The 12,398-nt window shown below is 70.5% G+C and carries 12 protein-coding genes and 1 pseudogene; 4 read left to right on the plus strand and 9 right to left on the minus strand.

Features of this window, described 5'->3' with window-relative positions; all coding sequences use genetic code 11:
* The 4 genes and pseudogenes from ACFV6V_RS06155 to ACFV6V_RS06170 all read right to left on the minus strand — a co-directional run.
* Positions 1–67: pseudogene (locus tag ACFV6V_RS06155) on the minus strand (ATP-binding protein); the annotation flags it as partial.
* Positions 48–449, minus strand: a complete 402-nt coding sequence (locus tag ACFV6V_RS06160; RefSeq protein ID WP_385559826.1) for a DUF742 domain-containing protein — start codon at positions 447–449, stop codon at positions 48–50. The pseudogene ACFV6V_RS06155 and the gene ACFV6V_RS06160, both read right to left, overlap by 20 nt.
* 155 nt (positions 450–604) lie before the next feature.
* Entirely contained in the window at positions 605–1,018 is a 414-nt protein-coding gene (locus ACFV6V_RS06165; RefSeq protein WP_385560192.1) for a roadblock/LC7 domain-containing protein, read from the minus strand.
* A gap of 10 nt (positions 1,019–1,028) precedes the next feature.
* Positions 1,029–4,562, minus strand: a complete 3,534-nt coding sequence (locus ACFV6V_RS06170; protein ID WP_385559829.1) for a nitrate- and nitrite sensing domain-containing protein — start codon at positions 4,560–4,562, stop codon at positions 1,029–1,031.
* A 595-nt stretch (positions 4,563–5,157) separates the two neighbouring features.
* Between ACFV6V_RS06170 and ACFV6V_RS06175 the strand changes: the two genes are divergently transcribed.
* From ACFV6V_RS06175 to gltX, 3 genes are all read left to right on the plus strand, one after another.
* Positions 5,158–5,322, plus strand: coding sequence for a hypothetical protein (locus ACFV6V_RS06175; protein ID WP_385560218.1), 165 nt, complete (start codon positions 5,158–5,160; stop codon positions 5,320–5,322).
* A gap of 134 nt (positions 5,323–5,456) precedes the next feature.
* Positions 5,457–6,251: a fumarylacetoacetate hydrolase family protein gene (locus ACFV6V_RS06180; RefSeq protein WP_385559831.1), complete on the plus strand. Its 795-nt coding sequence runs from the start codon at positions 5,457–5,459 to the stop codon at positions 6,249–6,251.
* Positions 6,244–7,719 carry a glutamate--tRNA ligase gene (gene gltX / locus ACFV6V_RS06185; RefSeq protein WP_385559834.1) on the plus strand — a complete coding sequence of 492 codons (1,476 nt, stop codon included), beginning with the start codon at positions 6,244–6,246 and terminating at the stop codon, positions 7,717–7,719. The genes ACFV6V_RS06180 and gltX overlap by 8 nt, the downstream gene beginning before the upstream one ends.
* 58 nt (positions 7,720–7,777) lie before the next feature.
* On the opposite strand, the gene ACFV6V_RS06190 is transcribed toward gltX, so the two are convergent.
* The 5 genes from ACFV6V_RS06190 to ACFV6V_RS06210 form a co-directional block, all read right to left on the minus strand.
* On the minus strand, positions 7,778–8,407 hold the full coding sequence (locus tag ACFV6V_RS06190; protein ID WP_385559837.1) for a hypothetical protein: 630 nt from the start codon (positions 8,405–8,407) through the stop codon (positions 7,778–7,780).
* A complete protein-coding gene (locus tag ACFV6V_RS06195; RefSeq protein ID WP_385559840.1) occupies positions 8,404–8,838 on the minus strand; it encodes a lasso peptide biosynthesis B2 protein in 435 nt (144 codons plus the stop codon). The genes ACFV6V_RS06190 and ACFV6V_RS06195 overlap by 4 nt, the downstream gene beginning before the upstream one ends.
* Positions 8,835–9,089 carry a lasso peptide biosynthesis PqqD family chaperone gene (locus ACFV6V_RS06200; protein WP_385559843.1) on the minus strand — a complete coding sequence of 85 codons (255 nt, stop codon included), beginning with the start codon at positions 9,087–9,089 and terminating at the stop codon, positions 8,835–8,837. The genes ACFV6V_RS06195 and ACFV6V_RS06200 overlap by 4 nt, the downstream gene beginning before the upstream one ends.
* 5 nt (positions 9,090–9,094) lie before the next feature.
* Positions 9,095–10,963 carry a lasso peptide isopeptide bond-forming cyclase gene (locus ACFV6V_RS06205; RefSeq protein ID WP_385560195.1) on the minus strand — a complete coding sequence of 623 codons (1,869 nt, stop codon included), beginning with the start codon at positions 10,961–10,963 and terminating at the stop codon, positions 9,095–9,097.
* 214 nt (positions 10,964–11,177) lie between these two features.
* A complete protein-coding gene (locus ACFV6V_RS06210) occupies positions 11,178–11,312 on the minus strand; it encodes a lasso RiPP family leader peptide-containing protein (protein WP_385559845.1) in 135 nt (44 codons plus the stop codon).
* Between the two features lie 250 nt (positions 11,313–11,562).
* Between ACFV6V_RS06210 and ACFV6V_RS06215 the strand changes: the two genes are divergently transcribed.
* Positions 11,563–12,282 (plus strand): HAD family hydrolase, encoded by a 720-nt coding sequence (locus ACFV6V_RS06215; RefSeq protein WP_385559848.1) that lies wholly within the window; start codon positions 11,563–11,565, stop codon positions 12,280–12,282.
* Positions 12,283–12,398: the final 116 nt, after the last annotated feature.

A 12,398-nucleotide genomic window follows, 5' to 3' on the forward strand; every position in this document is an offset into this window, starting at 1 on the left:
CCGCCACCACGATCTTCGCGCTGGTGGTTGAGCGGGCTGCACCGCCGCTAGAGCTTGCGAAGTCCACTGAGCACCCTTTCGAGCAGTGTCACGTCCGGCGTACCGCCGGCCTCTCCGTTGCCCGGCTGGTGGATCGCCACCATGCCGGCCTCCGCCAGGTCCGCCACGAGGATCCGCGCCACGCCCAGGGGCATCGACAGCAGCGCCGACACCTCGGCCACCGACTTGACCTCCCGGCACAGATGGCAGATCCGCTGGTGCTCGGGCAGCAGCGACGAGAGCCGCGAGGGATCGGCCGTGGTGCTGACCAGCGCCTCGATGGCGAGCTGGTAGCGGGGCCGGGTCCGGCCGCCGGTCATCGCGTAAGGACGCACCAGCGGCTGGTCGCCCTCAAATCCGTAGTCGGTTTCCACACCGTACGGATCGTGAGAGGCGGGGGGCGGGGTCATGAATCCTCCGGGCGTGACATGACAGCAAGTGGTCGGCTGTGCCGTCTGACTGGGCCGGTGGGGGGCCGGGTTGGGGCGGCGTGACGGTGTGGGCGATAGGACGGTCGGCCGGGAGCGTACCTGGGGGCGCACACTCTCGCGGCCTCGGCGGGCTTCTAGTGCAGCAGGCTCCCCTGGAGTTCGGCGCGCAGGTCCGGGGTGAGGACCGTGCCCGCGCGGTCGACCAGGAGGGCCATCTCGTAGCCCACGAGGCCGATGTCGGCATCCGGGTGGGCGAGCACGGCCAGCGAAGAGCCGTCCGAGATCGACATGATGAAGAGGAAGCCGCGCTCCATCTCCACCACCGTCTGGTTGACCGGGCCGCCTTCGAAGATGCGGGAGGCACCCGCGGTCAGCGAGGTGATTCCGGACGCGACGGCCGCCAGCTGGTCGGCACGGTCGCGGGGGAATCCCTCGGACATCGCCAGCAGGAGTCCGTCGGCGGAGACCACCACGGTGTGGGACACCCCAGGGGTGTTGTCCACGAAGTTGGTGATCAACCAGTTCAGATTCTGGGCCGCCTGGCTCATCGGGCTCACGCTAACGCTCCTGCTGGTGGGTGGGGCCGAGGTCGAAGCTTCCGGTGTTGCCGGAGCTGCCCGCCTGTCGGCCCTGCTGGATACCACGGCGGAGATTGGTCAGCCGGCCGCGCACATCGTCGGGGGCGCGGGATACCTGCGGCCCGGTCTGCTGGGGGGTCTCCTGAGCGGTGCCCGGGACCAGGTTGGCGCGCGGCACCCGCAGGGGCAGACCCGAGGTGGTGATCCCGCCGGCCGCGGGCTTGCGCGCCCGATCGGCCTGGCGGACCAGGTCATCATTCGGCGAGGTGCGCCACTCGGCACCGCTCACCTGGTGCTGACCGGTCTGGCTGGACGGTCCGTCGAGACCGCTCTGGCCCGTCTGGCCGGACTGCCCGGCAGGCTCGGCCGCGGGACGGCGCGGCGGAACCGGCTGTGCCGGACGACCGGTCGACTGCTGGGGTACGACCGGCTGGCGGCCGGCGTTGCTCTGTCCGGTCCCGCCCTGGCCACCGGTGTCCTGGCCGTTCCGGGCGGCCTGCGCGCCGCCGCCGTGGAACCAGTTGGTCTCCAGCGTGTCGTACAGCGGTGTGCGGCCGTCCCCGGGGTTGCTGGCCGGAGGAAGGGCCTCGGGCTGCGGCTGGGCCGGCAGGCTCGCGGCCGGCTGGCGCGGCGCCGTGAAGCCGCCGGTGTCCCGACCCCGCTGGCGCGGGGCGGTCGGACCCTGCTGGCCCTGGACCGGGGGACGCTGGCCGTAGTCGGGCCGGGCGAACTGCTCGGTGGCGGCCGGGTCCTGGGAGGGCCGCTGCTGACCGTAGTCGGGCCGTGCGTATTGCCCGGTGGCCTCGTGCTCCTCGTGGCCGCGCGGGGCGTCCAGCGGGGGACGCTGCGGACCGGACGGCTGCTCGCTGCCCCAGCTCGCGGGCTGGGGCCGGGGCGGCTGGCCGCCACCCGGCAGCTCGGCGCGAGGGGCACCACTCTGCGGCAGGCGGTGACCGCGGTCGTCACCGGCCGGGGCACCCTGCGGGAAGCCACCGCGGCCACGATCGCCGGAACCGGAGCCCTGGCCGGTGTCGCCACGGTCCTGAGCAGCCGGACGGCCGCGGCCACCGTCAGCGGCGAACGAGTTGACCGGGGCGCCGCCCTGACGGGAGGGGTCCTGCTTGGGGCCGTTCGGGAGGGGTGCGCCGCCCCGTCCGGGCAGCGCGGCACGCGAGGCGGATCCGGTACTCACCTGTCCGCGCGGAGTGATGGCACCGAGTCGCCCACCGGGGGCGCTGCCGCCTCCGGGACGGTTGCCGGCCAGGCCGCGGTTGCCGCCGCCCTGACCCTGCGGGGCGCCGCCCTGCCCGCCGACACCCGGCTTGGCCGGGGCCTTCTTGCCGCCATGGGCGACATCGACGGGCAGCATGACCAGCGCGGTCGTACCACCGGAGTCGGACGGACGCAGCTGGATCCGGATGCCGTGGCGCAGGGACAGACGGCCGACCACGAACAGACCCATTCGGCGGGACACCGAGACGTCCACCGTCGGAGGCGAAGCGAGTCGCTCGTTGATGGCGGCGAGGTCCTCGGGGGAGAGGCCGATACCGGTGTCGTGGATCTCGACCAGGACACGTCCGTCGGGCAGCGCGTGACCGGTGACCCGGACCTTGGTCTGCGGGGAGGAGAACGACGTGGCGTTCTCCAGCAGCTCGGCGAGCAGGTGCACGAGGTCGTTGACGACACGGCCCGCGACCTCGGTCGCGGGCACCGCGGCCAGCTCGATGCGCTCGTACTGCTCCACCTCGGAGGCGGCGGCACGGAGCACGTCGACCAGCGGGACGGGCCTGGTCCAGCGGCGGCCCGGCTCCTCACCGGCGAGGACGAGGAGGTTCTCGCCGTTACGGCGCATACGGGTCGCGAGGTGATCCAGCTTGAAGAGCGAGGACAGCTGGTCCGGGTCGGCCTCGCGGGACTCCAGCTCGGAGATCAGGGACAGCTGACGCTGGATGAGACCCTGCGAGCGGCGCGAGAGGTTGGTGAACATCGCGTTGACGTTGCCCCGCAGCAGGGCCTGCTCGGCGGCGAGGCGGACCGCCTCGCGGTGCACGTCGTCGAAGGCCGCGGCCACCTTGCCGATCTCGTCCCGGGAGTGCACACCGACGGACTCGACCTTGGTGTCGACGTCCTGCGGGTCCGACTCGGAGAGCTGCTTGACGAGCTGGGGCAGACGGTCCTGGGCGACCTTGGTGGCGGTGTCCTGGAGCCGGCGCAGCGAGCGGATCATGGAGCGGGCCACGACGAAGGCGCCGACGAGCGACACGCCGAGGACGAGCAGGATCAGCGCACCGTTGATGACGGCGACCTGCTGGGACTCCTGCTTGAGCTCGCGGGCCCTGGTCTCCATCTGGCCGAGAAGGGTCTCCTCGATGGTGTTCATCGCCTGGAGCTTGGTGTCGGCCTGGTCGGTCCAGTCCAGGTAGCCGCGGGGCTGGCCGCGCAGAGCGGTGGCACTGCGCAGTACCTGGGCCGCGTACTTGTTGGCCTTCTCGATCTCGGAGTTGCCGCTCTCCAGCGGACCGAGCAGCTCTTCGGCGTTCCCGCCGTACGAGGAGTAGAGCGCGACGAACGACTTGGTCTCGGCGTCCTCGTTGGTCCTGGCGTCGACCGCGAGATTGCGGTCGTCGTCGCTCATCTCCGGAGTTCCGGACGCGTTCTTCGGGAGCGCCGCGGCGATCACGGCGCGCTGGATCGACGCGTACTCCTTCGCGGAGGAGAACGCGGCCAGCGCCCGGGTCCGCTTGATCATGTCCGGGTTGCTGGTCGCCTGGGCCATGTCCTGGGACAGGCTGAGGAGCGAGTTGATCAGACGGCTGTATCCCGAGACCGTCCCCGAGACCGACTCGCCGTCCTTGTAGGCCCCCTCGCGCAGCCGGCCGATGTTGTGCACCTGCCCGGCGATCTGGGCGACGTTGGCCCGGATGCTCTCCAGGGCGTCGTCGCCCGTGGGGTCACCCATGCTGTTCACGGCGTCGAGGTACGCCGTCTTCTTCTGGTCCGTGACGTCCCGGGGGTGCTTGACGTCGTAGTCGGTGACAGGTGTGCCGTGCCTGAGGGGCCCCGCCGCGTGGTCGCGCTCGTTCTGGAGGGCCTCGGCCAGCGCGGTGGCGTCACGGGTCAGCTCGGTCAGCAGCTGCATGTGCTCCAGCTGCTCGATCTCGTTCATGGACTCGTTGATGCGGAGTCCGCCGAGCGTGGTCGCGGCGACGACGGGGAGCGTGAGCAGGGAGACCAGTCGCGTGCTGATGCGCCAGTTGCGCAGGGCTATTCGCGAGCCGGTGTCGTTGGGGCCCTTGGGCTTCGGCGTGGCCGGCTCGGGGCCGCCCTGCGCCGTGCCGGGCCGGGCGCCGCCCTGTGCCGTGCGGGAGCGCGCACCGCGATCGCCGCCATCGCCCGCCGGGGGCTGGGCCTGGCCCTGGGTGTGCCGGGGCGAGGACCCGCGATCGTTCCCGCCGCGAGGCTCCTGTTCAGATGCAGCTTCCCCGTGGCCCTGGTGGGCCTGGGGACGCCCCATGCCATCCCTCTTGAAACGTCCCTGCACTAGCGTCGCAACCTCTGGACCAGGCGCCCCTCCGCATGACGGCGGGGCGGTGTCGGCGTGTTGGGGCGCTCAACGCGCCCCGATGATGGGTCGGTGGTGTGACCGGCGCTTTCCCCCTTCTCCGCCGCCACTCGAGCGCTTTGTCGCGCTCTCGTGCGCCGGACTGAACACGCGGCGGTGCGTGGAATTCCAGCACAGTGCCGGATCTCCAACAAGGCCCGTGTATCGGGCTGTGACCCAGGTGACGTGATGTAGCCAGTGTGTCACAAGCCGTGGAAAGCGATCGTGGAGGAATAGGACTTTTACTTACGAGTCGCTTACGGGTGGGGGGTGTCCCAGTCGAGATGATCAGGAGCGGAATGGCTGATTCAGGTACGCAATGTCCGTTTCCGAAGGGTGGTTACGGCTTGATTTCGCTGTCCGGAATGACGGAATTGCCCGGGAGGTCGTGAGCAAACTCACACGTAACCCACAGTCGAATCCGCGCTTTCGCTGGGATTCGGCTGTCTAGCCTTTCGCTTTACACGGACACCCGAACCGACAAGGGCCGACACACACGATGAAGACCATGATGTTCCGCACCATAGCCAACCCCCGGCGTACCACCCTGGTGCACCTCCAGGACGCCGGCGAGCTGAGCCCCGCGAACCAGCCGGAGCATTCGGTCGACCTCCCCGCCCGGACGGCCAACCCCCGCCGCACCACTCTGATCGACGCCCCCACGGCCCCGTAGGGCCCCGGCCGGGCCCGGCCCGGTCGCGGTCTGTGGCGATGGCGAGCGGTAATACGGCAGGCCGGGTGCCTGCGCCGCGTTAGCCTGGGGCGTCAGACTCCAGCCAGCGGAAACGTAAGGGGCGCAAGGCACCTGTGCGCATCGCCAGATTCTCCATCGACGGCAATGTCGCCTTCGGCGCGGTCGAGGGCGACGGGACCGGTGGCCCGGCCGGACTCGTCCTGGACATCATCAAAGGCATTCCCTACACCGACTTCGAGCTCTCCGGGACGAAGGTCCCGCTGAGCAAAGTCCGGCTGCTCCCGCCCGTCCTCCCGAACAAGGTCGTGGCCATTGGCCGCAACTACGCGGAGCACGCGGCGGAGCTCGGCCACGAGGTCCCGGACGTACCCGTCGCGTTCTTCAAGCCCACCACCTCGGTGATCGGCTCCGGCGACGCCATCGAGTACCCCTCGTTCTCCAGGGAACTGCACCACGAGGCCGAGCTGGCCGTCGTCATCGGCCGGATGTGCCGCGACGTCCCGCGCGAGCGCGTCAAGGACGTGATCTTCGGCTACACCTGCGCCAACGACGTCACCGCGCGCGACGTCCAGCAGCGCGAGAAGCAGTGGGCTCGCGCCAAGGGCTTCGACACCTCGTGTCCGCTGGGCCCCTGGGTGGAGACCGGCATCGACCTGGCCGCCGCCGGCGACCTCACCATCCAGTGCACGGTCAACGGCGAACAACGCCAGCTGGGTCGCACGAGCGACATGATCCGCTCCATCGAGGACCTGGTCGTCCACATCACCGAGGCCATGACGCTGCTCCCCGGAGACGTCATCCTCACCGGCACTCCCGCCGGGGTCGGCCCCCTCACCGTCGGCGACGAGGTCGCCGTCACCATCGAAGGCATCGGCACTCTCACCAACAAGGTGATCAAGCGTGGCTAACGCAACTGTCCGCGTACGTTTCTGTCCCTCGCCGACCGGCAACCCCCATGTGGGCCTGGTCCGCACCGCCCTGTTCAACTGGGCGTTCGCCCGGCACCACCAGGGCACCATGGTCTTCCGCATCGAGGACACCGACGCGGCGCGCGACTCCGAGGAGTCCTACGAGCAGCTGCTGGACTCGATGCGCTGGCTCGGCCTCGACTGGGACGAGGGCCCGGAGAAGGGCGGCCCCCACGCTCCGTACCGCCAGTCGCAGCGTATGGACATCTACAAGGACATCGCGGAGAAGCTCCTCACCGGCGGCTACGCCTACCGCTGCTACTGCACGGTCACCGAGCTGGACCAGCGCCGCGAGGCCGCCCGCGCGGCGGGCAGGCCTTCCGGCTACGACGGCCACTGCCGCGAGCTGACCGACGAGCAGAAGGCCGTGTACGAGCGCGAGGGCCGCGAGGCCATCGTCCGCTTCCGGATGCCCGACGAGCCGATCACCTTCACCGACCTGGTTCGCGGCGAGCTGACCTTCACTCCGGAGAACGTGCCCGACTACGGCATCGTCCGGGCCAGCGGCGCCCCGCTCTACACCCTGGTCAACCCGGTCGACGACGCGCTGATGGAGATCACGCACGTGCTGCGCGGCGAGGACCTGCTGTCCTCCACCCCGCGCCAGATCGCCCTGTACAAGGCCCTGATCGAACTCGGTGTCGCCAAGGCGATCCCGGCCTTCGGACACCTGCCCTACGTCATGGGCGAGGGCAACAAGAAGCTCTCCAAGCGCGACCCGCAGGCTTCGCTCAACCTGTACCGCGAGCGCGGCTTCCTGCCCGAGGGGCTGCTCAACTACCTCTCCCTGCTCGGCTGGTCGTTCTCCGCCGACCAGGACGTCTTCTCGATCGCCGAGATGATCGAGAAGTTCGAGATCGCGGATGTCAACGCCAACCCCGCCCGCTTCGACCTCAAGAAGGCCGAGGCGATCAATGCGGACCACATCCGCCGGCTCGATGTGAAGACCTTCACCGAGGCCTGCGAGCCCTGGCTGAAGGCCCCGCACGCCAACTGGGCACCGGAGGACTTCGACCAGGCCGCCTGGGAGGCCATCGCCCCCCACGCGCAGACCCGGCTCACGGTCCTGTCCGACATCACCGCCAACGTCGACTTCCTGTTCCGCGAGGAGCCCGTCGAGGACGAGGCCTCCTGGCAGAAGGCGATGAAGGAAGGCTCGGACGCGCTGCTGCGCACGGCACGCGAGAAGCTCGAGGCCGCCGACTGGTCCAGCCCCGAGTCGCTGAAGAACGCGGTGCTGGCGGCCGGTGAGCAGCACGGCCTCAAGCTCGGCAAGGCCCAGGCTCCGGTCCGCGTGGCGGCCACCGGCCGCACGGTGGGCCTGCCGCTCTTCGAGTCCCTGGAGATCCTGGGCAAGGAGCGCACCCTCGCCCGGATCGACGCGGCACTGGCGAAGCTCACCGCCTAGAGCCGCAAGGTGCTTCGGACAGGGGGCGGCAGCCGTGACGGCTGCCGCCCCCTGTGCGCTAACGGCCCGGGAGGCGGCGCTGCGCCCAGCGCTTCACCTCCGTCCAGGTGCGGGGCAGCCGCTGTGCCGCGAAGACATCACGGCCGTCGTCCGCCGAGGCCGCGACGGTGGCGGCGAGGTTCGGCGTGCGGCTCAGGAAGTGCGGATCGCGTACGGGTACGGCGGCCCGTACGACCAGGAACGAGACCGGCGGCTCAGGGACCTGGCGGCCGAGGTGGTCGGAGCCCTGCTCGCCGGTCGGGAACTTGCCGAACATCACCCCGACCGGGGCGTAGAGGTTCTTCAGCGCCCAGTGCGGCCACGCCAGCACCTCCCGGTCGGCGCCGAACACCGCGATGTTCTCGCACACCAGCGATCCCCGGGGGCGCTTCGCCAGCCCCCGTACCCGCTCCGCGAACTCCACGCCGAGACGAAACACCTCCGCCTCGACGCCCGAAGGCCCCCCGGCCGCCTCGTACACCGTCCAGCCCGTCAGTCCGTGCTGCACGGAGGGTGCGAGATAGGGGCAGTGGACGGACATCGCCGCCACGTACTCCGTGAAGTCCACCGATGCGGGGCCGGTGGTACGGCTCTCGACGAGGCGGAGTGCCCCCGAGCCCTGCGCCGCCTCGGTCCGTACCGTGCTCATCGGCTGCTCGCTTCCGTGCTGAAGGGCGGGACCGTCAGCAGCGGCTTGAAGTAGCCCTCGGGGTGCGGCTCTCCCACGGGCCGGCCGCCGGCCTCGACCCAGGCGTGGGCGGCGAAGGGGTGGGTGCGTACGCCGGTGCACCAGGTCGGCCAGACACCGCGGGCCCGGCACAGCAGCGCGGTGGCGACGGAGCGCTGGAGGCAGTTCTGCCCCGCACAGCGCAGGCTCACCGACACGATCTGGTCGCGTGCGACCCGCGTCTGAGCGGCACCCGCCTCTGACGCTCCGCGGCGGGCGAGTTCGAGCACGGAGCGCAGCCGCGCCGGCCTGAGGCGGGCGAGCGGCCGGGCGGCGCCCACGGCCAGCAGCGGCAGCAGACGCCGCCGCAAGGGAAGCCGGGTCCGCTCCGGCAGCGCCATGGACTGGCTCATGAGGCCACCACAAGATCGGCGGTGCGAAGCTGCCCGATCACGGCGCGGACGTCCTGCTCGGCCCGCCGCGGGTCGATTCCGTGGTCGGTGACGAGACCCGCGGCGATGCCCTGCGGGGTCTCCCCGTCCAGCAGGCGGTGCAGCACCCGGCTGCCGGTGGTGTTGAGCTGCCAGTACCGGCCGGTGCGCTGGTGCAGCAGGACCGTGCCGTCGGCGGTGTCCGCCATGGACACATTGGGGTGGAGCCGCATACGGGTCAGACCTCCGTTGGTGCGGTGTTGCCGTGAGGGGACGTACTGGTGGACGCAGCGCCGGTGGTGCTGTGGCAGGCGGCGGCGCGCAGCCACGTCTCGCAGCCGATCAGGTTCTCCAGCGCCTGGACGGCGGTGTTGTCCTGCTGGGGGAGCGACAGCCGTCTGCGCAGCTCGCCGGGGTCGATCAGACCGAGGGCCGCCAGCTCCGAGTGGTCGAACATCCCCAGCACGGCGGGCAGGTTCCGGCGCAGACCCCTCCTCAGGTCCTCGCCGAAGTCGCCTTTCGTCGTCCGGGCTCTCAACCCGGCGGGCACGATGCCCCGCATCGCGTCGGCCAGCAGAGGTTTGTACCGCCACGGTCCGGCGTGCTCGTGGGCCGGTACGCGCAGCACGGCGTCGAGTACGGAGTCGTCCAGGTAGGGCATGTCCAGCTCGACGCCGGCGTCGGCGTACAGCCTGGCCAGCAGCCGGTAGCCGGCCGTGTTCGAGCGGATCATGAGCAGCATCGTGTGGCTCGCGAGGTCATCGGCGAGCGGGTGCGCCTGCTCGGCGGTGCGCCGCAGTGCCTCGCGGGCCAGTTCGGCCCCTTGGGAGGTCACCCAGGGCGCCGCGCGCAGGGGTCCGAGGCCCCAGCCGAGCGGCGGACGCCGCAGGGGCGGCCGGGGCAGGGTCAGCTGGTCGGCCTGGGTATGCCACCACGAAGCGAGGGTTCCGGGGCGCGCGAGCCCGGCGAGGGTCCGCAGCAGCGGCCAGCGCTTCAGCGCCGACTGCGCCCTGACGTGCCCCAGCGCGGTGAGCGGATGGCGGCGCAGTAACTGGTGCAGATACGACGGCATCGGAGAGAACAACTCGTCTCCGCCGTGTCCGGCCAGATGCCGCCGGGAGCCGTGCTCGGCGAGCCGCCGGGCGCCCCAGCGGATCCGCGCGGTGGCCCGGGTCAGGGAGAGGGGTTCCTCCGCTGCGCCCGCCGTCTCGGGGTCGGCGAAGAGCTCGGGTAGCTCATGCTGCGGTACGACGATGTGCTCGGCACGGTCCAGAAGCTCCGCCGCCAGCCCGGCGTAGACCGTGTCGTCGTTGCCGGCCTCGGCTTCGCTCCAGCGGAAGGTCAGCAGCTCCGGAGTGCCGCGGGCAGCCAGGAAGCACAGGGATGTCGAGTCGAGGCCACCGGATAGGTCCGCGCTCAGCCGGTTCGGCAGGTCCAGCCGTTTCAGCCGGTGCTCCGGGAGAGGACTGCGCTTCAGTACGGCGGTCAGCGCGTCCCGTACCGCCATCGCCCCGTCCCGTGCTGACCGGTCCGGCGCGGGTGGGCGCCACCACGTGTCCTCCCGCGCCCGGTCGACGTCCCACAGCAGTGCGTTCTCCGGGGCAAGGGTGCCCACCCCCGACCACGCGCTGCGCGCGTTCGCCGGATAGGGCAGCTGTAAGCCGCAGGCCACGCGCAGGGCCAGGGTCTCCTCGTCGACCCCGGCGCCGGTCATCGCCGCCAGTACATCGGACCGGTCCGATGCGACGCGCACGCCGTGCACCCGGGTGTGGAAGACCCGGCGCAGCCCGGAGACGCTGCCCTGGAACCGGACCTGTCCGTCCACCGATGCCACCAGGTGACATGAGCCGAGCAGTCCGGCAACGGCCTGATCGACATCGGAGAGCCGGGAGATGCGGGTGGCGAGCCGGCCCAGCTGGTCCACGGTGACCGGGCACCGTCCGATCACGGCCAGCCGCGCCCGGCCCGCCGAGGCGGTCATCACCTCGTCGTGGCGCCATGCGCCGACCAGCCAGGGCCGACCGGACGCATGGGTGATCACCTGCGCCTTTGCGAATGGTACGAGCGGCCGGACGGCCGTACCGGCGTCGGTGTCCGGAAGCACCACGAATCCCGTACTCATAGCCATCCGGTCGGTCCCCCATGGAAGAGAGGTCGGTGAATTTCCTGAATGACCAGTCTGAGAAATGGCCGAAAAATCTCCGCGTGCAGGAGCGGAGGGTGGCGGATGCCGCGGAACCAGGGAGATGGAGACCGGGCCCCGCACAGGTGAGCGGGCCCGATGCCCCGTCAGTGGTGCGTCGGCATTTTCAGCCGACGGTTTACCAGAAGTAGTTGAAGAACCAGTCGGGCGACGTCCCGTCCCAGTTGCCCAGCGTGTCTTCGGTGAACTCGCCGACCTCGATCAGCATCGGCGGTACGTACTCCGTGGTCGTCTGCTCAGCGTGCTCGGTCAAGGCGATCTCCGCTCTTCGAGACTGCAACGCAGAATTGCGGAAGCGAAGTTAGCACTCGGCCGATCACGTGAATGTGGCCCTCGTCACACTCGTTGGGGGGTGGAATGTCCGGGGTACATGGGAGCGCCTGGCCGATGCGTGGTGCCACGAGTGAAGCGGAGGATCGAAAATCCCGTCGGAATCCTGAGCAGTCGCTCTGGTCCGTGCGGTGAGTCCGCGCGTCGGCGGGTGCCGCGTTAGGGTCGGGGTCATGGCCATCAAAGCCGTGGTGTGGGATATCGACGACACGATCTTCGACTACACCGGCGCCGACACCGAAGGGCTGCGGCGCACGCTCGACTGCGAGGGGCTGCCGCATGGCTACCTGTCGGCGGAAGATGCTCTTCGGTGCTGGCGGGAGCTCACCGCTCGGCACTGGGCCCGATTCGCGGCCGGGGCGGTGGACTTCCAGGGGCAGCGGCGCGACCGCGTCCGCGACTTTCTCGGCAGGGTGCTGAGCGACGCCGAGGCGGACGCATGGTTCGGGCGGCATGTCGCGCACTACGAGGCGGCCTGGTCGCTCTTCCCGGACTTCCTGCCCGCGTTCGAGCGACTGAGCGGCACGCACCGGCATGCCGTTCTGTCGAACTCGAGCATCCACAACCAGGACCGCAAGCTGCGCGCTCTCGGTGTGCGGGAGCACTTCGAAGCAGTCCTTTGTGCTGTGGAGCTGGGTGTTTCCAAGCCCGAGGCGGCCGCCTTCCTCGCCGCCTGCGATGCGCTCGGGCTGCCGCCGCGGGATGTCGCGTATGTCGGCGACCACCCGGACATCGACGCCCGCGGTGCGGCCGAAGCCGGACTGACCGGCATCTGGCTGGACCGGTCGGGTCGCGGCGGCAGACCGGAGCTGCTCCGCATCGCCGCGCTGGGTGAGCTGCCCGGGCTGCTGGGCGTGGATACCCGTTTTGGAGCGCCGTCCACCTTCGGGTAATGTTCTTCCTGCGCCGAGGGAAGCGGGCCGTGAGCCAAGGACCGGAAGCGTACAACCGAATGAGACCCCCGCAGGGGGGTTGAATTTTGGTGGCCTATGGTGTAATTGGCAGCACG

It is taken from the genome of Streptomyces sp. NPDC059828, assembly GCF_042731955.1.
GTDB lineage: Bacteria > Actinomycetota > Actinomycetes > Streptomycetales > Streptomycetaceae > Streptomyces.

Bases quoted from the DNA above. Each gene is read 5' to 3' on its own strand.
- ACFV6V_RS06160 (WP_385559826.1), bottom strand. From the start codon at position 449: ATGACCCCGCCCCCCGCCTCTCACGATCCGTACGGTGTGGAAACCGAC.
- ACFV6V_RS06165 (WP_385560192.1), bottom strand. From the start codon at position 1,018: ATGAGCCAGGCGGCCCAGAATCTGAACTGGTTGATCACCAACTTCGTG.
- ACFV6V_RS06170 (WP_385559829.1), bottom strand. From the start codon at position 4,562: ATGGGGCGTCCCCAGGCCCACCAGGGCCACGGGGAAGCTGCATCTGAA.
- ACFV6V_RS06175 (WP_385560218.1), top strand. From the start codon at position 5,158: ATGATGTTCCGCACCATAGCCAACCCCCGGCGTACCACCCTGGTGCAC.
- ACFV6V_RS06190 (WP_385559837.1), bottom strand. From the start codon at position 8,407: ATGAGCACGGTACGGACCGAGGCGGCGCAGGGCTCGGGGGCACTCCGC.
- ACFV6V_RS06195 (WP_385559840.1), bottom strand. From the start codon at position 8,838: ATGAGCCAGTCCATGGCGCTGCCGGAGCGGACCCGGCTTCCCTTGCGG.
- ACFV6V_RS06200 (WP_385559843.1), bottom strand. From the start codon at position 9,089: ATGCGGCTCCACCCCAATGTGTCCATGGCGGACACCGCCGACGGCACG.
- ACFV6V_RS06215 (WP_385559848.1), top strand. From the start codon at position 11,563: ATGGCCATCAAAGCCGTGGTGTGGGATATCGACGACACGATCTTCGAC.